Origin of the sequence: Streptomyces sp. NPDC090077 (genome assembly GCF_044747545.1) — a bacterium.
GTDB lineage: Bacteria > Actinomycetota > Actinomycetes > Streptomycetales > Streptomycetaceae > Streptomyces.
In genome coordinates this window covers 1-22,456 of sequence record NZ_JBIVEG010000016.1, presented here as the reverse complement: position 1 = coordinate 22,456, position 22,456 = coordinate 1, and the positions used below count along the sequence as shown (strand labels likewise).

Annotated in this window: 21 protein-coding genes; 20 read left to right on the top strand and 1 reads right to left on the bottom strand. The window is 71.6% G+C overall.

Annotated features, from left to right (window positions below):
* Position 1: 1 nt before the first annotated feature.
* The 19 genes from ACIPW5_RS24485 (at position 2) to ACIPW5_RS24395 (ending at position 20,259) form a co-directional block, all read left to right on the top strand.
* Positions 2–1,825, top strand: a complete 1,824-nt coding sequence (locus ACIPW5_RS24485; protein ID WP_401248686.1) for an AGE family epimerase/isomerase — start codon at positions 2–4, stop codon at positions 1,823–1,825.
* A gap of 40 nt (positions 1,826–1,865) precedes the next feature.
* On the top strand, positions 1,866–2,204 hold the full coding sequence (locus tag ACIPW5_RS24480) for an STAS domain-containing protein (RefSeq protein WP_401248683.1): 339 nt from the start codon (positions 1,866–1,868) through the stop codon (positions 2,202–2,204).
* Positions 2,201–4,345: a glycogen debranching protein GlgX gene (gene glgX, locus ACIPW5_RS24475; protein WP_401248680.1), complete on the top strand. Its 2,145-nt coding sequence runs from the start codon at positions 2,201–2,203 to the stop codon at positions 4,343–4,345. Before ACIPW5_RS24480 ends, glgX begins: the two co-directional genes overlap by 4 nt.
* Positions 4,346–4,372: 27 nt before the next feature.
* A complete protein-coding gene (locus ACIPW5_RS24470) occupies positions 4,373–4,684 on the top strand; it encodes an STAS domain-containing protein (protein WP_007262990.1) in 312 nt (103 codons plus the stop codon).
* A 17-nt stretch (positions 4,685–4,701) separates the two neighbouring features.
* Positions 4,702–5,169 carry an ATP-binding protein gene (locus ACIPW5_RS24465; RefSeq protein WP_401248677.1) on the top strand — a complete coding sequence of 156 codons (468 nt, stop codon included), beginning with the start codon at positions 4,702–4,704 and terminating at the stop codon, positions 5,167–5,169.
* Positions 5,151–6,410 carry a PP2C family protein-serine/threonine phosphatase gene (locus ACIPW5_RS24460; RefSeq protein ID WP_401248674.1) on the top strand — a complete coding sequence of 420 codons (1,260 nt, stop codon included), beginning with the start codon at positions 5,151–5,153 and terminating at the stop codon, positions 6,408–6,410. The genes ACIPW5_RS24465 and ACIPW5_RS24460 overlap by 19 nt, the downstream gene beginning before the upstream one ends.
* Positions 6,410–7,156, top strand: a complete 747-nt coding sequence (locus ACIPW5_RS24455; protein WP_401248672.1) for an AAA family ATPase — start codon at positions 6,410–6,412, stop codon at positions 7,154–7,156. Before ACIPW5_RS24460 ends, ACIPW5_RS24455 begins: the two co-directional genes overlap by 1 nt.
* 69 nt (positions 7,157–7,225) lie before the next feature.
* Positions 7,226–7,966: a type 1 glutamine amidotransferase domain-containing protein gene (locus tag ACIPW5_RS24450; protein ID WP_401248669.1), complete on the top strand. Its 741-nt coding sequence runs from the start codon at positions 7,226–7,228 to the stop codon at positions 7,964–7,966.
* Between the two features lie 26 nt (positions 7,967–7,992).
* Positions 7,993–9,477, top strand: coding sequence for an aldehyde dehydrogenase family protein (locus ACIPW5_RS24445; RefSeq protein ID WP_401248666.1), 1,485 nt, complete (start codon positions 7,993–7,995; stop codon positions 9,475–9,477).
* Between the two features lie 24 nt (positions 9,478–9,501).
* Positions 9,502–10,122 (top strand): NADPH-dependent F420 reductase, encoded by a 621-nt coding sequence (locus tag ACIPW5_RS24440; RefSeq protein WP_401248663.1) that lies wholly within the window; start codon positions 9,502–9,504, stop codon positions 10,120–10,122.
* Positions 10,113–10,619, top strand: a complete 507-nt coding sequence (locus ACIPW5_RS24435; protein WP_401248660.1) for a (2Fe-2S)-binding protein — start codon at positions 10,113–10,115, stop codon at positions 10,617–10,619. The genes ACIPW5_RS24440 and ACIPW5_RS24435 overlap by 10 nt, the downstream gene beginning before the upstream one ends.
* A gap of 5 nt (positions 10,620–10,624) precedes the next feature.
* Complete coding sequence (locus tag ACIPW5_RS24430) at positions 10,625–13,051, top strand: xanthine dehydrogenase family protein molybdopterin-binding subunit (RefSeq protein WP_401248657.1); 2,427 nt, start codon at positions 10,625–10,627, stop codon at positions 13,049–13,051.
* On the top strand, positions 13,048–13,869 hold the full coding sequence (locus ACIPW5_RS24425; protein ID WP_401248655.1) for an FAD binding domain-containing protein: 822 nt from the start codon (positions 13,048–13,050) through the stop codon (positions 13,867–13,869). The genes ACIPW5_RS24430 and ACIPW5_RS24425 overlap by 4 nt, the downstream gene beginning before the upstream one ends.
* A 79-nt stretch (positions 13,870–13,948) precedes the next feature.
* Positions 13,949–15,163 carry an MFS transporter gene (locus ACIPW5_RS24420; RefSeq protein WP_401248652.1) on the top strand — a complete coding sequence of 405 codons (1,215 nt, stop codon included), beginning with the start codon at positions 13,949–13,951 and terminating at the stop codon, positions 15,161–15,163.
* A complete protein-coding gene (locus ACIPW5_RS24415; protein ID WP_401248649.1) occupies positions 15,160–16,647 on the top strand; it encodes an ATP-binding protein in 1,488 nt (495 codons plus the stop codon). Before ACIPW5_RS24420 ends, ACIPW5_RS24415 begins: the two co-directional genes overlap by 4 nt.
* Before the next feature lie 13 nt (positions 16,648–16,660).
* Positions 16,661–17,002, top strand: a complete 342-nt coding sequence (locus tag ACIPW5_RS24410; RefSeq protein WP_030656331.1) for a nuclear transport factor 2 family protein — start codon at positions 16,661–16,663, stop codon at positions 17,000–17,002.
* 85 nt (positions 17,003–17,087) lie between these two features.
* A complete protein-coding gene (locus tag ACIPW5_RS24405) occupies positions 17,088–17,732 on the top strand; it encodes a TMEM175 family protein (protein WP_401248646.1) in 645 nt (214 codons plus the stop codon).
* A gap of 74 nt (positions 17,733–17,806) precedes the next feature.
* Positions 17,807–19,093 (top strand): IS701 family transposase, encoded by a 1,287-nt coding sequence (locus tag ACIPW5_RS24400; protein ID WP_401248643.1) that lies wholly within the window; start codon positions 17,807–17,809, stop codon positions 19,091–19,093.
* On the top strand, positions 19,093–20,259 hold the full coding sequence (locus tag ACIPW5_RS24395) for an XdhC family protein (RefSeq protein WP_401248641.1): 1,167 nt from the start codon (positions 19,093–19,095) through the stop codon (positions 20,257–20,259). Before ACIPW5_RS24400 ends, ACIPW5_RS24395 begins: the two co-directional genes overlap by 1 nt.
* Here ACIPW5_RS24395 and ACIPW5_RS24390 read toward each other — a convergent pair.
* Complete coding sequence (locus tag ACIPW5_RS24390) at positions 20,228–20,593, bottom strand: hypothetical protein (RefSeq protein ID WP_401248638.1); 366 nt, start codon at positions 20,591–20,593, stop codon at positions 20,228–20,230. The two genes, ACIPW5_RS24395 and ACIPW5_RS24390, sit on opposite strands and share 32 nt — an antisense overlap.
* A gap of 238 nt (positions 20,594–20,831) precedes the next feature.
* On the opposite strand from ACIPW5_RS24390, the gene ACIPW5_RS24385 reads away from it, so the two are divergent.
* Positions 20,832–22,274 carry a GuaB1 family IMP dehydrogenase-related protein gene (locus ACIPW5_RS24385; protein WP_401248635.1) on the top strand — a complete coding sequence of 481 codons (1,443 nt, stop codon included), beginning with the start codon at positions 20,832–20,834 and terminating at the stop codon, positions 22,272–22,274.
* The last annotated feature ends 182 nt before the right edge of the window (positions 22,275–22,456 follow it).

Here is a 22,456-nt window from a genome sequence, read left to right as displayed (position 1 = left end):
CATGGCGGGCTCGCCGAACTTCTCCTTCTCCGACACGATCGCGGGCTACGTCGTCCGCTTCGACTCCTCCGCCCGGCTGCTGCGGCTGAAGACCACCGACGACCGCGAGTTCGAGGTCTCCCTCGCCTCCGGGCCCAGCGCCGAGCTGGTGCGCAACCTGGACGAGCCGTACGTCGACGCCTCCGGGCACGTCGACGAGATGCTCTCCCCGGGCCGGTTCCTCTTCGCCTACGGGGTCCACTACCCCGAGCAGGGCGGGCGCTTCGACGCCAAGCGGCTGGTGTTCCTGGGCCGCGGCGCCGAGGACTACCGCTTCGAGGAGGCCGGCTGGTGGATCCGGCAGATCGAGTCCCTCGCCGACTTCTACAAGCGGGCCCAGTTCGGCGACGGACCGGTGGACTTCACCGAGTACCGCACCGAGATCCGCCTCGGCGGCGACAAGACCGCGAGCCACGTCCAGGAGACCGACACCATCTCCCGCCTGGTCTACGGCATGGCCTCGGCCTACCTGCTCACCGGCAAGGACGAGTACCTGGAGATCGCCGAGCGCGGCACCGAGTACCTGCGCAAGCACATGCGGGTCGTGGACAGCGAGGAGGACGTGGTCTTCTGGTACCACGGCATCAGCGTCGACGGCGACAGCGAGCGCAAGCTGTTCACCTCGGAGTTCTCCGACGACTACGACGCGATCCCGATGTACGAGCAGATCTACGCGCTGGCCGGCCCCATCCAGACGTACCGGGTCACCGGCGACGTCCGGATCAGGAACGACGCCGACGCCACCATCCGGCTCTTCGACAAGTTCTTCAAGGACGAGGAGCAGGGCGGCTACTACTCGCACATCGACCCGATCCTCTTCAGCGCCGACCACGAGTCCCTCGGCGAGAACGCCGAGCGCAAGAACTGGAACTCGGTCGGGGACCACGCGCCCGCGTACCTCATCAACCTGTACCTGGCGACCGGCGAGCAGAAGTACGCCGACTTCCTGGAGTACACCTTCGACACCATCGCGGACCGGTTCCCGGACTACAAGAACAGCCCGTTCGTCCAGGAGCGCTTCTTCCGCGACTGGTCGCACGACACCGCGCACAGCTGGCAGCAGAACCGCGCGGTCGTCGGGCACAACCTGAAGATCGCCTGGAACCTGATGCGGATGAACTCGCTGAAGGCCAAGCCCGCCTACGAGCAGCTCGCCCGAAAGATCGGCGAGATCATGCCGGCCGTCGGCAGCGACCGGCAGCGCGGCGGCTGGTACGACGTCGTGGAACGGGTCAAGGAGGGCGACCAGGAGTCGTACCGGTTCGCCTGGCACGACCGCAAGGCCTGGTGGCAGCAGGAGCAGGCGATCCTCGCCTACCTCATCCTGAACGGCACGGTCGGCGGCGACGCCAGCCTGCGCGAGGCCCGGCAGGCCCAGGCCTTCTACAACACCTTCTTCCTCGACCACGACGAGGGAGCCGTCTACTTCAACGTGCTCGCCAGCGGTACGCCGTACCTGCTCGGCACGGAGCGGCTCAAGGGCAGCCACTCGATGTCCATGTACCACTCGGCGGAGCTCTGCTACCTGGCCGCCGTCTACAACAACCTTCTCATCAACGGCCGGGAGATGGACTTCCACTTCCAGCCCGACCCGACCGACCTGCCCGACCGGATCCTGCGCGTCTCGCCCGACCTGCTGCCCGCGGGCTCGGTGCGGATCGCGTCCGTGGAGATCGACGAGAAGCCCTACGAGGAGTTCGACGCCGAGGCGCTGACCGTCCACCTCCCCGACGTCCAGGGCCGGGTCAAGGTCAAGGTCCGGCTCCGGCCGGTGAACAAGCAGTAGTGCCCACGGGGGGCGCCCCAACAAGAGGGGAATGCAGGCCATGAGTCTGAACGTCAAGGAACGCCGGAACAAGACGGCCACCGTGCTGGTCGCCACCGGCGAGATCAACAGCGAGACATCCGGCACCCTGCTGGAGTCCCTGCTGCCGCTGGTCCGCGAGGGCCGGCCGCTGCGCATCGACCTGACCGCCGTCACCTACGTCTCCAGCGCCGGGCTGCGCACGCTGCTCGTCGTCTACCGCGAGGCGCAGCACGCCGGGGTCGCGGTCACCCTGTACGGGGTGAGCGAGGAAGTCCGGTTCGTCATGTCGGCCACCGGGTTCCTCGACTTCTTCGAGACCGGCGAGGCGGCCGCCGCCCGGGCCAAGGCCGTGCGATGAGCGAGGCCCGCTCCGAGCAGGTGCTGCGCGTGGACGCGTACCCGACCCACGAGGTGGGCGGGTACCGCGTCCGCGCGGGCAAGCCGTTCCCCTTCGGGGCCAACGTGGTCCCCGGCGGGGTCAGTTTCTCCGTCTTCTCCGACCAGGCGACCTCCATGTCCCTGGTCATCTACAAGCGCGGAGAGCCCGAGCCGATGGCCGAGCTGGAATTCCCCGAGGAGTTCCGCACCGGCAGCGTCTTCTCCATGACGGTCTTCGGCCTCGACCACGAGAACATCGAGTACGGGTACCGGGCCGACGGCCCCTACGACCCGGCCACCGGCCACCGCTTCGACGCCCGGCAGGTCCTCTCCGACCCCTACGCCCGGCTGATCGCCGGCCGCGACGTGTGGGGCGTGGAACCGGACCGCAGCCGCGGCTACCAGTACCGTTCGCGGGTCTGCCTCCAGGACTTCGACTGGGGCGACGACACCCCGCTGCGGATCCCCGCCGAGGACCTCGTCGTGTACGAGGCCCACGTGCGCGGCTTCACCCGGCACCCCTCCTCGCAGGTCACGGCCCCCGGCACGTTCGCGGGGCTGCGGGAGAAGATCCCGTACCTGAAGGAGCTCGGGATCAACTGCATCGAGCTGCTGCCCGTCTTCGAGTTCGACGAGAGCGACAACCCGCGCACCAACCCCGAGACCGGCGAGAAGCTCTACGACTACTGGGGCTACAACACCGTCTCCTTCTTCGCGCCGAAGGCCGGCTACGCGGCCACCGGACGCTACGGGATGCAGGGCGACGAGTTCCGCACCCTGATCAAGGACCTGCACGCCGCCGGCATCGAGGTCATCCTCGACGTCGTCTTCAACCACACCGCCGAGGGCAACGAGCAGGGCCCGACCATCTCCTTCAAGGGCCTGGACAACGCCACGTACTACATGCTCACGCCCGAGGGGTACTACTTCAACTTCAGCGGCACCGGCAACACGGTCAACTGCAACCACCCCGTGGTCCGCAACTACGTCCTGGACTGCCTGCGCCACTGGGTCGCCGACTACCACATCGACGGCTTCCGCTTCGACCTCGCGGCCATCCTCGGCCGGGACCTGGACGGCACCCCGCTGCCCAACCCGCCGCTGCTGGAGATGCTCGCCTTCGACCCGGTCCTGCGGCACACCAAGCTCATCGCCGAGGCGTGGGACGCGGGCGGCCTCTACGAGGTCGGCAACTTCCCGGCCTACGGGCGCTGGGCCGAGTGGAACGGCAAGTACCGCGACACCGTCCGCCGCTTCCTCAAGGGCGACCCCGGGGTGACCGGCGAACTGGCCACCCGGGTCGCGGGCTCGCCCGACCTGTACACCGGCCGCGGGACCTCGGCCTCCGTCAACTTCCTGACGGCGCACGACGGCTTCAGCCTCGCCGACCTGGTCGCGTACAACGACAAGCACAACGAGGCCAACGGCGAGGGCAACGGCGACGGCGCCAACGACAACAACAGCTGGAACTGCGGAGCCGAGGGACCCACCGACGATCCCGAGGTCAACGCGCTGCGGCTGCGGCAGATGAAGAACGCCCTCGCGATCCTGTTCACCAGCCAGGGCATACCGATGCTGCTGTCGGGGGACGAGGTCGCGCGGACCCAGCAGGGCAACAACAACACGTACTGCCAGGACAACGAACTGTCCTGGTTCGACTGGGACCAGGTCGACGAGAACACCGAGCTGCTCCGGTTCACCCGCCAGATGATCGCCTTCCGGGGTCACCACCGGGAGCTGCGCTCCACCTCCCACCCCACGGGCCGGCTCCGGGACGGCCTCGGCCTGCCGGACATCAGCTGGCACGGGGAGCGGGCCTGGCAGCCCGACTGGTCGCAGGACAGCCGGCTGATCGCGGTGGCCCGCTGCGGCACCGGCGACCAGGACGTGGTGTACGTGGCCATGAACTCCCACTGGGAGGCGCACGACCTGGAACTGCCCGCACTGCCCGGCGGCCGCAGCTGGCACCTGTTCGCCGACACCGGCGCCGAGGCACCGTACGACATCCGCACCCCGGGGGCGGAACAGGAGCTCGACAACGCCGGCAAGTACCTGATCGGCCCGCGCTCGGTCGTGATCCTGGTCGGCCGAGCCAACGGTCCCGAGCCCCGAGACGACTGACACGTCCCGACCGAAGGAGACCCTGACATGCCGCTTTCCGTGTCCCTGAGCATCGAGGGCGACACCACCGTGATCGAGCTGACGGGCGAGCTGGACGCCAAGACCGCTCCGGAGTTCCACCAGACGATCGAGAAGGCCGCCGGGCACGGCACCGGCACCGTCGAGATCCGGATGGCCGGCGTCGGCTACATGGCCAGCGCCGGGCTGCGCTCCCTGGTCTTCGCCCAGCAGAAGGTGGGGGGCGAGGTCACCATCAAGGTGACCGGCGCCATCGAGCCCGTCGCCCGGACCATACGTACGGCCGGGCTCGACCGCAGCATCGTCCTCTCCGATGACTGAGCACGACGCCCGGAACGGTGACTGAGACGGTGGAACTGGCGAGGAAGCCCGCCGTACTGGAGGTGCCCGCGACGGTGGGGGCACTGGGCGACATCGCCGCGTTCGTCCTGCGGCTGGCCGGCCGGGCGGGCCTCGGCAAGGGGGCCACGTACCGGATCCGGCTGGCCGTGGACGAACTGGCCACCAACATCGTGATGCACGGGTACCGGGGCGGCGACGGACGGATCACCGTCCGCGGCCGTTCCGGTCCCGACGGGGTGCGGATCGTCATCGAGGACACCGCCCCCGCGTTCGATCCCGTCGCCGGCCGCCTGCCCCCCGACCCCGGGATCCCCCCGGAACGGCGCCGGGTCGGCGGCCTCGGCATCCACCTGGCCCTGACCAGCGTGGACTCGTACGCCTATGCCCGCAGGGACGGCCGGAACGTCAGCACGCTGACCGTGAAGGCCGATGAGGGGACGGACGCATGCCCTCCACGACCGTGATCATCCTGGACGTGTACCCGCCGCCGCCCATCGAGCTGCTGGACGCGCTGCGGCGGATGGACGCCGAACTGGTCCCCCGCACCCTGGGGGAGCTGCTGCGCGGCCGCCTCGAACTGCTGCCCGTCGCGGACGTGCTGCTCGCCCCCGCCGAAGCCGACGGGGAGACCGTGCGCAGCGCCGTGCGCCGGCTGCGGCGCTGGGCCGGGGCGCCCATCGTGGTCGTCTGGACCGTCCGCGACTTCGCCGCCCTGGAGCGGCACGTCCGGCTCGGCCACGACTACCTGGTCCCGCCCTTCCTGCCCGCCCTGGTCGGAGCGCGGGTGCACAGCTGCAGCGAACGGGCCGGCCTCGGCCGCACCCTGCGGGAGGCCGACGCCCGCGCCGAACTCATGGGCTACGAGAAGGAGCTGGAGATCGGCCGCGAGATCCAGGCCGGCTTCCTGCCCGAGGCGCTGCCCGTGCCCGACGGGTGGGAGATCGACGTGCGCTTCCGGCCCGCCCGGCAGGTCGCCGGGGACTTCTACGACGTCTTCGAGATCTCCCGGGGCCGGCGCCTCGCGGTGGTCGTCGCCGACGTCTGCGACAAGGGCGTGGGCGCGGCCCTGTTCATGGCCCTCATCCGCTCCCTGCTGCGCCACACCGCCGAGAACAGCGGACTCCAGCACCTGATGGCCGCCGGCCGGACCGGCGGCAGCCGGCGCACCCCGGTCGTCGGCGCCACCCCGCTGCTCAACGCGGTCACCGCCACCAACGGCTACCTCACCCGCAACCACCTCAGGCAGGGCTACTTCGCCACCCTGTTCTTCGGCGTCCTGGACCCGCTGACCGGCAGCCTCGTCTACATCAACGGCGGCCACAACCCACCGCTGCTGCTCTCCGGCGACGGCTCCGTGCCCCGGGCCCTGGAAGTCACGGGACCGGCGGTCGGGGTACTGCCCGACTGCGTCTACACCCTCGGCTACGCCCAGCTGGACCCCGGCGACACCCTCTTCGTGTTCACCGACGGAGTGCCCGAGGCCCGCTGCCCCGACGGCAGCTTCCTCGGTGACGAGCGGATGCTGGAACTGCTCTCCGGCCCCCCGGCGAGCGGCCGGGACGCGGTCGACCTGATGGACCGGGCGGTGCGCGAGCACACCGGCACCGCCGAACAGCACGACGACGTCACCATGCTGGCCGTGCACCGGCCGCGTGCGGCGCGGGGGCCGCACGCGGACGACACCGGCTACCGGGTGGTGGCGTGATGACCCGGACCATCGTGGTGCACTCGCACCGCGGCGGCACCGGGAAGTCCTCGGTGCTGGCGAACCTCGCGCTGCTGCTGGCGGCCGCGGGGCGCCGGGTGGGGGTGGTCGACACCGACCTCCAGTCGCCCACCCTGGACCTGCTGTTCCGGCTCGGTCCCGGCACCGGCTCGCTGGCCGACTACCTGCTCGGCCGCTGCGAGATCGAGACCGCGGCCCGGGGCACGGCCCTGCCCGGGCTGTACGTCGTACCGGCCCGGACCGGCACGGCGGCCCTGCGGGAGCTGATGACCACCGGGTACGACGTCGGACTCCTCCCGGAGGGCTTCGACCGGCTGGCGCAGAGCCACGCGCTCGACGTCCTGCTGCTCGACACGCACGCCGGGCTGAACAACGAGTCGGTGACCGCCATGGGCAGCGCCGACACGGTGCTGATCATGGCGAGGGCCGACCGGGTCGACCTCTCCGGAGCGGAGGAGACCATCGCCCTGGCCGGGCGGCTGGCCTGCCGGCGGGCCCTGGTGCTGAGCATGGCACCCGAGGGCGTGGACCGGGAGGCGGTGGCCCGCAGGGCGGAGGAGGTGTACGGCGCCCCCCTGGCCGGAATTCTCCCGTACGTTCCGGAAATGGCGGCTCTCTACGGAGAACGCATATTCGCGGAAGCCCTTCCCGGCCACCCCCTGGTCGGTGAATTCCGCGCGATCCTCACGGCGTTGGGCGCACGTGACGAAGTATCACGGGCCTGACGCCGCCCCCTTACGCCCCTCGCGAGGGGCCGTGTTGAATCGGCAGCGATCCAGAACAAGGAGAGAATCATGAGGATTCTCGTCGTCATGACGGCGAAGGCCACCCTCCACCTGCTGGACGGGGAACAGCACCCCTCGGGATTCTGGGCCGAGGAATTCGTCGTCCCCTACACCCTCTTCCGCGCGGCCGGCCACACCGTCGACGTGGCGACCATCGGCGGCGAGGCCCCCACGCCCGACCAGACCAGCATCGACCCCGGCTTCCTGCGGTGGGTCCGCCCCGAGGGCTCCCCCGACGAGGACGCGGCCAACGCCGCCGAGTACCTCCGCGTCATCGGGAACACCCCCCAGCTCGCCCGTCCCCTCGCGGTGGAGTCCCTCGGCGAGAAGGACGTCGCCGGCTACGACGGCATCTACATCAGCGGCGGCCACGGAGCCATCGGCGACCTGCCCAAGTCCGACGAACTGGCGCAGCTGCTGCGCTGGGCCATCGGCCAGGACAAGCCGATCGCCACCGTCTGCCACGGCCACACCGCACTGCTGTCCCTGCGGGACGGCGAGGGCCGCTGGCCCTTCGAGGGATACCGGATGACCGCGTTCTCGCACAGCGAGGAACTGGTCACCAACATGGCGGGCCGGCTCCCGCTGATCCTGGAGGCCGAGCTGACCAGACTCGGCGCCCGCTACGAGAAGGCCGACGTGATCTGGGACTCGCACGTCGTCGTGGACCGCAGGCTCACGACCGGTCAGAACCCCTACTCCTCCAAGGCCCTCGCCGAGACCTTCTTGCGGCAGCTCTCCGAGGGCTAGCCCCCGCGACACCGGAAGGTGCAGCCATGACCAAGCGCGTGCTCAGCGACCAGCCCCTGGCCAACCCCGGGAAGCTGTTCATCGGCGGCCAGTGGGTCCCCGCCCGGGACGGCCGTACGGAACCGGACATCAGCCCGATCGACGGCCAGGAGATCGTGCCGGTGGCCCAGGCCGCCGCGACCGATGCGGACGCCGCCGTGGCGGCCGCCCGCGCCGCGTACGAGGAGGGCCCATGGAGCCGGCTGTCCGCCCAGGAGCGCGCGCTGCGGCTGAACCGCGTCGGTGAGCTGATCGAACGGGACCTGGAGGAGATAGCCCTGCTGGAGACGGTGGACATGGGCAAACCGTTCGCCTTCTCCAGCACCGTCGACGCCCCGATGGCCGCCCAGCTGATGCACTACTACGCCGGCGCGGTCACCCGGGTCGACGGCTCCTCCCGGGCCCCGGCCGGCGGACAGCTCGCCTACACCCTGCGCGAACCCCTGGGCGTGGTCTGCGCCATCACCCCGTTCAACTTCCCGCTGCTGCTGTCGATGACCAAGATCGCCCCGGCCCTCGCGGCCGGGAACACCGTGGTCCACAAACCCTCCCCGGCCACTCCGCTCACCGCCCTGAAGATCGCCGAACTCTTCCAGGAGGCGGAGATCCCCGACGGCGTCCTCAACGTCGTCACCGGACCCGGAGTCGAACTGGGCGAGACCCTCACCGGACACCCGGACATCGACAAGATCGCCTTCACCGGCTCCACCGCGGTCGGCCAGTCGATCATCCGCAAGTCCGCCGGAACCCTGAAGAAGGTGACGATGGAACTCGGCGGCAAGTCCGCCAACATCGTCTTCGCCGACGCCGACCTCGACGCCGCCGAGGATCTCGCCTTCTTCGGCATCTACTACAACAAGGGCGAGATCTGCACCGCCGGCTCCCGGCTCCTGCTGCACCGCCCCATCCACGACGAGATGGTCGAACGCCTCGTCAGCCGGGCCGCCGCCCTCAGGCCCGGAGACCCCCGGGACCCGGAGACCCTCTTCGGCCCGCTCGCCCACCGCGCCCAGTTCGACAAGGTCAGCTCCTACATCGAGGTCGGGGAGAAGGAAGGCGCCCTGCTGCGCACCGGGGGCACCGGCTGGACCCCCGAAGGGGCCTCCAGCCAGGGCCTGTACTTCCTGCCCACCGTCTTCACCGGCGTGGACAACGGCATGCGCATCGCCCAGGAGGAGATCTTCGGCCCGGTCCTGTCGATCATCCCCTTCGACACGGAGGAGGACGCCGTGCGCATCGCCAACGACAGCGCGTACGGCCTGGCCGCCGGGGTCCACACCAAGGACCTGCGGCGGGCCCACCGGGTCGCCTCCCAGATCAAGGCCGGGACGGTCTGGGTCAACTGCTATAACCAGTACGACCCCTCGGTCCCCTACGGCGGCTACAAGGCCTCCGGCTACGGGCGCGAGTGCGGACCGGAATCCCTTGAGAGCTACACCCAGACCAAGTCGGTCTGGATCGGCATGGACTGACACCACACCATCGAGGAGCCACTCATGCGGACAGGCATCATCGGCACCGGCCGGATCGGCTCGGCCCTCGCGAGGATCCTGGTGGCGGCCGGCCACCCGGTCGTCCTCGCCAACGCCACCGGGCCGGGCACGCTCGGCCCGCTCCTGGCCGAACTCGGCCCCGACGCCACGGCGGCACGACCCGTCGAGGCGGCCGGCGAGGCCGACCTGCTGGTGCTGATGGTGCCCTTCGCCGGCGTGCGCGGACTGCTGCCCCCGCACGTGGTGCAGGACAAGGTGCTGGTGGACGCCACCAACGCGTTCAACGGCCCCGGCACCCCCGCCGACCTCGGCGGGCGCGGCTCCAGCGAACTCGTCGCCGAGTGGTACCCCGGCGCCCGGGTCGTGAAATCCCTGAACACCATGCATTTCGAAACCCTCGCCGTCGCCGGCGCCGCCTCCGGCCGCACGGCGTCCGAGCGCCTCGCCCATTACACGGCGGGCGACGACCCCAAGGCGAAGGAAATCGTCGCCGGAATCATCACCGACCTCGGATACGCCCCCGTCGACACCGGCCCGCTGCACTCCGGAGGAATTCTCCAGCAGCCCGGCGGTCCCCTCTTCAACCGGTCGCTCACGGAAGCGCAGGCGCTCGCATGGATCTGACGCGCATCGAACTCACCCTGCACGTGAACGGAAGACCCGAGGAGTTCACGGCCCCGCCGAACGAGCTCCTCGTGGAACGGCTCCGCGACGGCCTCGGCCTCACCGGCACCAAGGTGGGCTGCGACACCGGCCAGTGCGGGACCTGCGTGGTCCGCCTGGACGGCAGGTCCGTCAAGAGCTGCCTGATCCTCACCGCCTCCGCCGCGGGCTCCGAGGTCACCACCATCGAGGGCGTCACCGCCCCCGGCGGGGAACTGACCGGCCTCCAGGAGGCACTGCGCCAGGAGCACGGCACCCAGTGCGGCTTCTGCACGCCCGGCATGGTGATGGCCCTCGGCGAGCTCGTCGACAACGCCGCGGACGGCCCGCCCCCCACCGAGCCCGAGATCCGCGAATGGCTCACCGGCAACCTGTGCCGCTGCACGGGCTACCACAGCGTGGTCCGCGGCGTGCAGCGCGCCTGCGCCCCCGCCTCCGCCGAACCCGAAGGGCGGTGACCGCGATGACCACCACCGCGGACGAGCGGGAAACGGCCCGGCAGGAGTCCCCGGACCCCGGCGGAGTCCTCGGCCGGCCCCTGGACAGCCGCGAGGACCCCGGACTGCTGCGCGGCGAAGCCGTGTACGTCGCGGACATCGACCTGCCGGGCACCACCCACATGGCCATCCTGGGCAGCACCGTGGCCCACGCCAGGATCCTGTCCATCGACACCAAGGCCGCCGAGCAGCTCCCGGGCGTACTGAAGGTGGCCACCGCCGCCGACTTCCCCGACGTGATGCCGCTGCCCTGCATCTGGATACCCGGCGGGGTGGAGAGCCACTTCCCGCCCCACCCCTACGGCCTCCCCGGCGCCCGCCCCGTGCTCACCGGCGACACCGTCCGCCACGTCGGCGACGCCATCGCCGTCGTCGTCGCCGAGACCCCGCGCCAGGCCGCCGCCGCGCTCGCCGCGATCAGCGTCGACTACGAGCCGCTGCCCGTGGTCACCCGCGCCGACCAGGCCCTCGCCGAGGGCGCGCCCCAGCTCCACGAGGCCGTCCCCGGCAACCTGAACGCGTACTGGACCTGCGGGGACCAGGAGCGCACCGACGCGGCCATCGCCGCCGCCGAGGTCACCGTCGAGCTCGACCTGGTCAACCAGCGCACCATCAACAGCCCCATCGAGCCGCGCGGAGCCGTCGGCGTGTACGACCCGGCCACCGGCGACTACACCCTCCACGCCTCCACCCAGGGCCCGCACAACCACCGCTTCCTGCTCGCCGCGCTGGTCCTCGGCATCCCCTTCAACAAGCTCCGGGTGGTCGCCCCCACCGTCGGCGGCAGCTTCGGCACCAAGGGCTACCTGTACCCCGACATGGCGCTGGTCCTGCTCCTGTCCAAGGCGCTCGGCGGCCGCCCCGTCAAATGGGTCGACACCCGCACCGGCCTGATGAACTCCACCGTGCAGGGCCGCGACCACCGCCAGCACGTCACCCTCGCCGGCACCCGCGACGGCCGCATCACCGCCGTGCGCTGCACCAGCTACGCCAACCTCGGCGCCTACCCCTCCACCATCGGCCCCGGAGTCGCCACCGCCCTGATGGGACGCTCCATCAGCGGCATGTACGACATCCCCGCCGCCTTCTGCGAGGTGTACGCGGCCTTCACCAACACCGTCCCGCTCGGCGCCCAGCGCGGCAGCGGGCGCGCCGAGGCCGCCTTCCTGATGGAACGGCTCGTCGACCGCTACGCCGCCGAGATCGGCATGGACCCGGCGGAGGTCCGGCGCCGGAACCTGGTGCCCAAGGAGAAGTTCCCGTACGACAACGGCCTCGGCTGGACCTACGACTCCGGGGACTACCGGCTCAACTTCGACCGGGCCGTCGAACTGGCCGGCTACGACGCGATGCCCGCCCGCAAGGCCGCGGCCCGCGCCCGCGGCAAGCGCCTCGGCGTCGGCATCGCCACCTACGTGGCCGTCTGCGGCGTCGGTCCCTCCACCCGGATGTCCAAGGAGGGCATGCTCGGCGGCACCTGGGAGAGCGCCAACATCCGCGTCCACCCCACCGGCGAGGTCACCGTCACCGTCGGCTCCGCCTCCACCGGCCAGAGCCACGGCACCGTCTTCGCCCAGGTGGCCGCCGACGAGCTGGGCATCGACCCCGGCCAGGTCCAGGTCTACGAGGGCGACACCCTCAAGGCCCCCTACGGGCAGGGCACCTACGGCTCCCGCTCCTACAGCATGGCCGCCCCCGCCATCGCCCTCACCGCCCGCAAGATCAAGGCCAAACTGGTCCGCGCCGGAGCCGTCTTCCTGGGAATCCCCGAGGAGAAGGTCGTCTACGAGAACGGCGGCGTCCACGAGGACGGCAACCCGGACAACGCCAAGACCTTCCCCGAACTGGCCATGGCCATGTGGTACGGCTGGGGACTGCCCCCCGAGATCGAACCGGCCCTCGACGAGACCACCCACTTCGACCCGCCGGACTTCAACTACCCCTTCGGCACGCACATCGCCGTCGTCGAGGTGGACGAGCTCACCGGCGAGACCGAGGTCGTCGACTACACCGCCGTCGACGACGCCGGCCACATCGGCAACCCCAAGATCGTCCACGGCCAGATCGAGGGCAGCATCGTGCACGGCCTGGGCCAGGCCCTGATGGAAGCCGCCGAGTACGACGAGAACGGCATCCTCATCACCTCCGACCTGGACCGCTACGCCCTGCCCCGCGCCGCCGACGCGCCCTTCTTCACCCTGGACAAGACCGTCACGCCCTCCCCGCACAACCCGCTCGGCGCCAAGGGGGCCGGGGAGATCGCCACCGTGCCGCCCGCCGCCGCGGTCGTCAACGCCGTCGTCGACGCCCTGTCCGACCTCGGCGTACGGCACATCGACATGCCGCTCACCCCCGAGAAGGTCTGGCGCCGCCTGAGAGGGGAAGCCCCGTGATCCTCACCGACTTCGACTACGCCCGGCCCGCCGCCCTGGACGAGGCCCTCGCCCTGCTCGCCACCCCCGGAGCCCGGGTGCTGGCCGGCGGACAGAGCCTGCTCCCGGGGCTGCGCACCGGCGCGGAGCGGGCCGGCCTGCTCGTCGACGTACGGCACCTGGAGGAGCTGCGCGGCGTCGACCGCAGCGGCGGGGCCCTGCGCATCGGGGCCCTGACCACCCTCGCCGAACTCGCCGCGCACCCGTTGGTGCTCGCCGAGGCCCCCGAGCTGGCCGCCGCCGCCCGCGCCAACGGCGACCCCCAGGTCCGCAACCTCGGCACCGTCGGCGGGAACCTGGCTGCCACCGGCCGCGCCACCGACCTGCCCGTGGCGGCCCTGGCCGCCGACGCCTGGGTGGAACTCGCCGGACCCGGCGGGCACACCACCGTCGGCGCCGAGCGGCTCGCCGCCTCGGGCGTGCCCGGCGGATCGGTGGTCACCGCCCTGCTCGTGCCCGCCGCCGGCCCGGCCGCCGCCTTCGAGAAGGCCGCCGACCGGGCCACCCGCTACCCGCTGTGCGCCGCCGCCGTACGCATCACCCCCGACGGGCCGCGGATCGCGGTCACCGGAGCCACCCCGCGCGCCCTGCGCCTGCGCGGGGTCGAGGACCGGCTGCGCGGGGGCCCGTACACGACGGAGGCGGTGCTCGCGGCCTTCCGAGCCGAGCCCCGGGAGCTGTTCGTCCCCGGGCGCGGCACCTCGGCCGAATACCTGGGCCACCTCGCGGGCGTACTCACCGCCCGCGCGCTGGGCCGGGCGGCCCTGATCACCGCCTGACCGCCCCCAGGGGCCGCCGGGAGGAGGGGAGTTGACCGCAGTGGCCGAACCGACCGAGACGAGGGACACGGGAGACACCGTGAGCGGGGGCGCCGCCCGCACGGCGGGGGCCACCGGCTTCCGGGTGGTGGGCGCGGTCCTCGTCCTGCTGATGCTCTCCTCCTCCGTGCCCTCGGCCCTGTACGTGCTCTACCAGCAGGAATGGGGGCTCTCCTCCGGCGTGGTCACGGTGGTCTTCGCCGTGTACGCCGTCACCGTGCTCGCCGGCCTGCTGCTGTTCGGGTCCCTCTCGGACACCCTGGGCCGGCGGCCCGTGCTGGCCGCCGCCCTGGTCCTCGCGATCGTCTCCATGGGCCTGTTCGCCGGGGCCCGGGGCCTCGGCCTGCTGCTCGCCGCCCGCGCCGTGCAAGGGCTGGCGGTGGGCCTGGCCACCGGGGCGATGGGCGCCGCCCTGCTGGAGCTGAGCCCGCGCTCGCGGCCCGCGCTGGGCGCCCAGGTCAACAGCGCCGGACCCACCGTGGGCATCGGCCTGGGCGGCCTCGGGGCGGGACTCCTCGTCCAGTACGCGCCCGCACCGACCGTGCTCAGCTACCTCCTGCTGGCCGGGGCCTTCGCGCTCGCGCTGGTCGGGGTCGCCCGCATGGCCGAGAGCGCCCCCGGGGCGGACGGGCGGATGCGGGTGGTGCCCCACCGCATCCGGGTACCGGCCGCCGTCCGGCGGAAGTTCGCGGTGCTCGTCCTGACCGTCGTGGCCGTCTGGACCGTCGGCGGCTTCTACCTCTCCCTCGGGCCGCACCTGGCCCTGGCCCTGTTCCAGAGCACCAACTACCTGCTCGGCGGGGCCACCGTGGCCCTGCTCGCCGGCGCCGCCACCGCCGCCCAGCTGCTGCTGGGCCGCACCGAGGCGCTGCGCACCGCCGTCCTCGGCCTGCTCGGGCTGCTCGCCGGGCTCGCCCTGGTGCTGCTCTCGCTCGGCACCGGCTCGGCGGCCGTGTTCCTCGCCGCCACCGCCGTCCTCGGCAGCGGCTGGGGAGCCGCCTTCCTCGGCTCCTTCCGCGCCCTCAGCTCGCTCGCCGAGCCGGAGCACCGCGGCGAACTCACCGCCGCCGTCTACGTCTTCGCGTACCTCGCCATGAGCGTCCCGGCGGTCCTCGCCGGACTCCTGACCAACATCCACGGGCTGCAGCGCACCTCGGTCGGCTTCATGGCGGCCGTCGCCGGGGTGTGCGCGCTGGCCCTGCTGACGACCCTGCGGCTGGCCGCGCGCACCAGGGCCGAGGGGAGCAACGGGTGAACACCGGGGAACTGCGCACGGCCCTGCGCGGACTGGAGATCTTCGCGCAGATCACCGAGGAGCAGCTGGACTGGCTGGCCTCCGTCTCCGAGCCGCGCGTCCTGGCCGACGGGGAGGCCCTCTTCCGCGACGGGGAGGAGGCCACCGGCTTCCACGTGCTGCTCTCCGGCGGACTCGTCGTCACCAAGGTCGTCGACGGCCGGGAGGAGGTCCTCACCCGGCACTCCACCGAGGAGGAGAGCGCGGCCGCCGAGGACCACGACGGCAAGCCCTCCGCCGCACACCGCTTCACCGGGGAACTGCCCCTGCTGACGGACGGCGCCTACGTGGCCACCGCGTCCGCGAGCGGGCCCGCGACCACCGTCGTGGCCTACCCGAAGCCGGTGTTCTTCGAGATGCTGACCCGCTGCCACGGGGTGGCCGCCGTACTCATCCCGGTGCTCGCCTGGCGGATCAAGTCCTCCGAGGTGCAGGCCCGCAAACGGGCCACCGTCGAGGCCCTCGGCACCCTGGCCGCCGGCCTCGCGCACGAGCTCAACAACCCGGCCGCGGCGGTCGCCCGCGCCGCGCAGGAGCTCGCACCCGCCCTGGACCGGCTCACCGCCACCGCCTGCACCTGGGGCGCGGCCGCCTCCGGCGCGGAGCGCCCGGTCCTGGACCGAATCGCCGAGGAGCTGGACAAGCTCCCGCCGCCGGACACCACCGATCCGCTCGCCCAGGCGGACGCCGAGGAGGAGATCGCCGACTGGGCCGAGGAGGCCGGCGCCGAACGCCCCGGGCTGCTCGGCTCCGGCGCCGCCGACCTCGGGCTGGAACTGGGCTGGCTGCTGGAGCGGCTGGAGGGGGTCGGTGAGGCCGCCCTGCCCGCCGCCCTCGACCACCTGGCGGCGCTGCTGGAGGCCCGTTCGCTGGCCGCCGAGCTGCGGGCGGCCGGGCCCCGGATCTCCCAGCTGGTCTCCGCCACCCGGGACTACGCCAACCTCGACCGGGCCCCCGAACAGCGGTTCTCCGTGCCCGACGGCCTGGAGAACACCCTGATCGTGCTGCGCTCCAAGCTGCCGGGCATCACCATCGTCCGCGAGTACGAGGCCGACCTGCCCGAACTGGACGGCTACCCGAGCGAACTGAACCAGGTGTGGACCAACCTGGTCGACAACGCAGCCGAGGCCATGGAGGGCTCCGGCACCCTGACCCTGCGGGTGCGCACCGAGGGCGTCTGCCTGGTCGTGGAGATCACGGACACCGGCCGCGGGATCCCCCCGGACTCCCTGCCGCGGATCTTCGAGCCCTTCTACACCACCAAGGACGTCGGCAAGGGGACGGGCCTCGGCCTGCACCTGAGCTACCGCATCGTGACCCAGCGCCACCGCGGGTCGATCACGGCCCGCTCGAAGCCGGGGGAGACCCGGATGGTCGTCCGGCTGCCGCTCAGCGGGACCGCCGCCTGCGCCGAACCGCCCGTCGAGTCAACTTCCACACCCTGAAAGGGAGTCGAACATGGCCAAGTACGACATCTCCAAGCTGCACCCGGTCTTCGTCCGCCAGATGGAGGCACTGGCCGCCCTGGACATCGAGGCGGTGATGAAGAACTACACCGACGACGCCGTACTGCTGCGCTTCGAAGGCGTGTCGGTGGGCATCGAGGCCGTTCGCGAGACGTTCACCGGCTATCTCACCGTGAAGCCCACGCTCGTCGAACTGCAGGAGTACATCGAGACCGAGGACACCATCTTCTACCGGGCGATCATGAACCTGAACGGCGAGCCGGAGCACGCGTTCGGGACACTCGTCGTCCGCGATGGCCGGATCTGGCGCCAGACGGCCGGCTTCGGCGGCTGAAGGCCCTTTCCTGGGTAGCGTGAGCGGGGAGGGCGGCGACCACGCCCTCCCCGTACCCGTGAACGAATGTCACGAAGGGGAGGCCATGGAGCAGGAAACCAACCGGGTGGAGGCGTTCAGCGACGGCGTATTCGCCATTGTGATCACCATTCTGGTGCTGGAGTTAAAGGTTCCGGAAGAGCAGGGGTCGGAGCTGTGGCACGGACTCTGGCAGCAGTGGCCGCACTACGCGGCCTATATCGTGAGTTTCCTCATCATCGGCGTCATGTGGGTGAACCACCACACGATCTTCAGTCACCTCAAGCGGGTGGACCGTCCGCTGTTGTTCCTGAATCTCCTGGTGCTGATGGTGGTGTCGGTGATTCCCTACACCACCAACGTGCTGGCCGAGCACCTCACGGACGGGAAATCGGCCAATGTGGCCGCAATCCTCTACAGCGCGTGGACCGTCGTGTACGCTCTCGCATTCCTGGCGTTCTGGTGGTACGTCACCAAGGTCGGGCACCTCTTCCACGAAACGGTGGACAAGGAAGGGGCCAGGGCCACCCGCGTCCGATTCGGGCTCGGCGCGGTCGCCTACCCCTTGACCGTGGTTCTGTCCTTCTTCTCGGCACCCCTCACTCTCGTCGCACACTTCCTGATCGCGCTCTACTATGCAGCGAACCAAATCCCGATCCCGCTCGTGGTAGAGGAAGAGCGGCTCGAATCTGCCAGCGACCTCAGGAAGTAGCCGCCCGGGCCTACGGCCGTTCTCCGCGGTCCAGTAGGGTCAAGGATCTAGTCTGGTCGCGGGGGAGGCTCCAGATGGTTCGCGCAGTGCTGCCGGAGGATTCCACCAGGGATATCTCCGAATTGATCGACGTATTGATCTCGCTATTCTTCGAGTCCTTACCCCGGCGGGACCAGCGAAACTGGGCCCGCGTTTATCTGAACGGGCTCGTGCGCACCACCGGGAAGAAAACAATCCGAAACATCGCCGGAACCGGGGCGAGTTCCGTCGAGCAGAGCCTCCAGCAGTTCATCAGCAAATCGCCCTGGGACTGGACCCCCGTACGCCGCTCCCTCGCCCAGCACCTCGAACGCACCGCACAGCGCCCGCTCGCCTGGGTGGTGCAGCCCATGGTCATCGAGAAGGCCGGCGACCGCTCCGTGGGCGTCGGCAGGCAGTTCGTACCCCAGCTCGGCCGCACCGCCAACTGCCAGCAGGCCTCCGGGATCTGGCTCGCCTCCAGCGAGGCCAGTTTCCCCGTCGAATGGACCCTCACCCTCCCCGCCCCGTGGACCAGCGAACTGCTGCGCCGCCGGGCCGGGATCCCCGACACCGCACGGTCCCTCACCCCCGCACAGGACGCCGTGCACGCCGTCCAGCGCATGGCGGCGACCTGGCAGCTCCAGCGCCGCCCGGTCGTCATGGAGGTCTCCAACGGCGACCTCCCGCAGACCATCGAGGCCTTCGCCCTCCAGGACATCCCCTTCGTCCTCAAGGTCGACGGCTCCCTGCCTGTCTCCTTCGGCGGCACCGGCCGCCACAAACCCGGGCCGTACACCGCGCCCGCCCGCGAACTGATCGACTCGCTCCGCTCCCAGCGGCGGGTCGTCGAATGGACCCGGCACGGCCGCACCGAGGGAGCGGTCACCCTGCTCACCTCGGCCGCCATACTCGCCACCCCCGGCGAGGAACGCCCCGCGCCCGCGCCGCCCACCCCCCTGCTCCTGATGGGCGCCTGGACCGAAACCTCCCTGCTGCCCTCCGAGTTCTGGATCACCAACATCGGCGACCGGCCGCTCGCCCAGCTCTTCCTGCTGGCCAAGCTCACCGACCGGGTCGCGCTGGACTTCACCGAGACCTGCGAACCCGTCGGCATCCGCGACTTCGAGGGCCGCTCCTTCCGCGGCTGGCACCACCACGCCACCCTCGCGAGCGTGGCCCACGCGGCCCGGCTCCTCGGCACCGGCGGGCGGACCCCCGACCCGGTGCCCCGCAGCGCCCCCGCCCGCTACCCGGGCCCCGGCCCCGCCCGGCCGCCGGCCGTACTGCCGCCCCGGCCTCTGATCCCCGGCCAGTCGGCGCGCCGCGCCTACATCCGCTGATGCTCGACATCACCGCCGGGCTGCGGGCCTGGTACGCCGAGCACCGCGAGTTCGCCCTGGCCACCGTCGTCGCCGTCAGCGGCAGCGCGCCCCGAGGACCCGGGGCCTCGCTGGCGGTGGACGCCGGGGGCACCGCCCTCGGCTCCCTCTCCGGCGGCTGCGTGGAGTCCGCCGTGCACGAGCTGTGCCTGGAGGCCATCGCCACCGGGTCCGGCGGCGTGCACCGCTTCGGACACAGTGACGACGACGCCTTCGCGGTGGGGCTGACCTGCGGCGGCACCCTGGACGTCCTGGTCACCCCGGTGCGCGGGCACGACCCCGTGCGGCCCGTGCTCGGCGCGGTGCTGGACGCCGCCGCCGGCGGGGCCCGCACCGCCCTGGCCCGGGTGGTCTCCGGCCCGCCCGGCCGGCTCGGACGGGCCCTGGCCGTCCACGCCGACGGCTCCTGGGAAGGCGGCCTCGGCGGCGGCGCCGCCCTGGACCTGGCCGCCGCCGAGCGCGTCCGGGGCCTGCTGCTGGCCGGGCGGACCGGCACCGCCGAACTGGGCACCGCCGGCGGGCTCTGCGGCGACCCGCTCACCCTGCTGGTGGAATCCGCCGCCGACCGGCCCCGGCTGATCGTCTACGGGGCCGTCGACTTCGCCTCCGCCCTCGCCCGGATCGGGGCCTTCCTCGGACACCGGGTCACCGTCTGCGACGCCCGGGGCGTCTTCGCGACCCCGGACCGCTTCCCCGGCGCCGACGAGGTGATCGTGGACTGGCCGCACCGGCACCTGGCCGCGGAGGCCGCCGCCGGACGCCTGGACACCCGTACGGCCGTGTGCGTACTGACCCACGACGCCCGGTTCGACGTACCCGTCCTCACCCGGGCGCTGCGGCTGCCGCTCGCCTACGTCGGCGCCATGGGCTCGCGCCGCACCCACGAGGACCGGACGGCCCGGCTGCGCGCGGAGGGGGTGACCGAGGCCGAGCTGGCCCGGCTCAGATCCCCGATCGGCCTGGACCTGGGCGGCCGCACCCCCGAGGAGACGGCCCTGTCGATCGCCGCCGAGTTCACCGCGGCCCGCCACGCGGCCCCCGCGACCCCGCTCACCGGCGGCCGGACCCCCATCCACCGGCCCGACCGGGCCCCCGCTACCCCGACCGGCCCTTCACGTGGTCGATGACCTCGCGGAACTCCGCGGTCGGGGAGAAGTCCACGTACTCCGTGTCGGCCAGGGCCACCGGGATGTGCCCCGGCCCCCAGTAGAAGGCCTCACCGGCCCCGTACTCCTCGTCGCCCTCGGCGGTCCGCATCAGCAGGCGCCCCTTGAGCACGTACCCCCAGTGCGGGCACGGGCACATGTCACCCGGAAGCCCCTGCACCGCCCCGGTCATGTCCGTCCCAGCCGGAAGGCGGAAGAAGCCCGCGCTCAGACCCCCTCCGATCTCCGCGACCCGCACCTCCAGGCCCCCGCCCTCGATCTCCACCGGCGCCGCTTCCCGTGTCGTCTTCGCCATGGCTCCTCCTGTCCGGCAGGTGGGAATACCCTCATCCCAATGTCGGCCAGGCGCCCCGGAACCGCGCTACGGGACCAAGGTCCCGTAGGAAAGGACCATGCGGCCCGGAATGTCCTGGACGATCAGCCGGGGCGGCGTGAACGCCAGGTCGTGGGAGAATGAAGTACGTGCGTTTCCTCGGCTGGCTGCCCCGTCGAGGCCGTAGAAAGATCCTTCGATCGACTGGGATGTTCAGCACGTGCGTTTCCTCAATGACCTGAAGCCGCCGTACGACCTGACGTACGACGATGTGTTCATGGTGCCGAGCCGCTCCGCGGTCGGCTCCCGCCAGGGCGTGGACCTCTCTTCGCCCGACGGCACCGGCACCACCATTCCGCTCGTCGTGGCGAACATGACCGCCATCGCGGGCCGCCGGATGGCCGAGACCGTCGCCCGCCGCGGTGGAATCGTCGTCATTCCCCAGGACATCCCGATCGAGGTCGTCACCGACGTCATCTCCTGGGTCAAGACCCGCCACCTCGTGCTCGACACCCCGATCACGCTGGCGCCCACCCAGACCGTCGCCGACGCGCTGTCGCTGCTGCCCAAGCGCGCCCACGGCGCCGGCGTGGTCGTCGACGCGGACAACCGTCCCGTCGGCGTGGTCACCGACCACGACCTCACCGGCGTGGACCGCTTCACCCAGCTCTCCGAGGTCATGTCGAAGGAGCTCCTGCTCATCGACGCCGACATCGACCCGCGCGAGGCCTTCAACCAGCTCGACGCGGGCCACCGCAAGCTGGCCCCGGCCGTCGACGAGGACGGCAAGCTGGTCGGCATCCTGACCCGCAAGGGCGCCCTGCGCGCCACCCTGTACAGCCCCGCCACCGACGCCAACGGCAAGCTCCGCATCGCGGCCGCCGTCGGCATCAACGGCGACTTCGTCGGCAAGGCCAAGCAGCTCCTCGACGCCGGCGTGGACACGATCGTCATCGACACGGCCCACGGCCACCAGGAGTCGATGATCAACGCGATCAAGGCCGTCCGCGCCCTGGACCCGAAGGTCCCGATCGTGGCCGGCAACATCGTCGCCGCCGAGGGAGTCAAGGACCTCATCGACGCCGGCGCCGACATCATCAAGGTCGGCGTGGGCCCCGGCGCCATGTGCACCACCCGCATGATGACCGGCGTGGGCCGCCCGCAGTTCTCCGCGGTGCTGGAGTGCGCGGCCGAGGCCAAGAAGTACGGCAAGCACGTCTGGGCCGACGGCGGCGTCCGCCACCCGCGCGACGTGGCGATGGCGCTGGCCGCCGGCGCCTCCAACGTCATGATCGGCTCCTGGTTCGCCGGTACGTACGAGTCCCCGGGCGACCTCCAGCAGGCCGCCGACGGCCGCCTGTACAAGGAGTCCTTCGGCATGGCCTCGGCGCGCGCCGTGCGCAACCGCACCTCGGAGGAGTCCGCCTACGACCGCGCCCGCAAGGCGCTGTTCGAGGAGGGCATCTCCACCTCGCGGATGTTCCTCGACCCGGCCCGCCCGGGTGTCGAGGACCTGATCGACTCGATCATCGCGGGCGTCCGCTCCTCCTGCACGTACGCCGGTGCGGGCTCGCTGGCCGAGTTCGAGGAGAAGGCCGTCGTCGGCATCCAGTCCGCCGCGGGCTACGCCGAGGGCAAGCCGCTGCACGCCAGCTGGAGCTAGCCACCCCGTCCCCGTGGCCCCGCCCCCGCCCTTCCCGGCGGGGCCGGGGCCACGGGCGCACCCGCCGCTGCGCGGGGCTGGGGTCCCCTACCCGCCCTTCGCCCGTTCCCTGGGGCTCCGCCCCAGACCCCGCGCCTCAAACGCCGGCGAGGCTATATGTAGCCTCGCCGGCGTTTGAGGCG

Bases quoted from the DNA above. Each gene is read 5' to 3' on its own strand.
- ACIPW5_RS24450 (WP_401248669.1), top strand. From the start codon at position 7,226: ATGAGGATTCTCGTCGTCATGACGGCGAAGGCCACCCTCCACCTGCTG.
- ACIPW5_RS24400 (WP_401248643.1), top strand. From the start codon at position 17,807: ATGGTTCGCGCAGTGCTGCCGGAGGATTCCACCAGGGATATCTCCGAA.
- ACIPW5_RS24405 (WP_401248646.1), top strand. From the start codon at position 17,088: ATGGAGCAGGAAACCAACCGGGTGGAGGCGTTCAGCGACGGCGTATTC.
- ACIPW5_RS24410 (WP_030656331.1), top strand. From the start codon at position 16,661: ATGGCCAAGTACGACATCTCCAAGCTGCACCCGGTCTTCGTCCGCCAG.
- ACIPW5_RS24485 (WP_401248686.1), top strand. From the start codon at position 2: ATGGCGGGCTCGCCGAACTTCTCCTTCTCCGACACGATCGCGGGCTAC.
- ACIPW5_RS24480 (WP_401248683.1), top strand. From the start codon at position 1,866: ATGAGTCTGAACGTCAAGGAACGCCGGAACAAGACGGCCACCGTGCTG.
- glgX (WP_401248680.1), top strand. From the start codon at position 2,201: ATGAGCGAGGCCCGCTCCGAGCAGGTGCTGCGCGTGGACGCGTACCCG.
- ACIPW5_RS24430 (WP_401248657.1), top strand. From the start codon at position 10,625: ATGACCACCACCGCGGACGAGCGGGAAACGGCCCGGCAGGAGTCCCCG.
- ACIPW5_RS24460 (WP_401248674.1), top strand. From the start codon at position 5,151: ATGCCCTCCACGACCGTGATCATCCTGGACGTGTACCCGCCGCCGCCC.
- ACIPW5_RS24445 (WP_401248666.1), top strand. From the start codon at position 7,993: ATGACCAAGCGCGTGCTCAGCGACCAGCCCCTGGCCAACCCCGGGAAG.
- ACIPW5_RS24395 (WP_401248641.1), top strand. From the start codon at position 19,093: ATGCTCGACATCACCGCCGGGCTGCGGGCCTGGTACGCCGAGCACCGC.
- ACIPW5_RS24390 (WP_401248638.1), bottom strand. From the start codon at position 20,593: ATGGCGAAGACGACACGGGAAGCGGCGCCGGTGGAGATCGAGGGCGGG.
- ACIPW5_RS24440 (WP_401248663.1), top strand. From the start codon at position 9,502: ATGCGGACAGGCATCATCGGCACCGGCCGGATCGGCTCGGCCCTCGCG.
- ACIPW5_RS24470 (WP_007262990.1), top strand. From the start codon at position 4,373: ATGCCGCTTTCCGTGTCCCTGAGCATCGAGGGCGACACCACCGTGATC.
- ACIPW5_RS24455 (WP_401248672.1), top strand. From the start codon at position 6,410: ATGACCCGGACCATCGTGGTGCACTCGCACCGCGGCGGCACCGGGAAG.
- ACIPW5_RS24435 (WP_401248660.1), top strand. From the start codon at position 10,113: ATGGATCTGACGCGCATCGAACTCACCCTGCACGTGAACGGAAGACCC.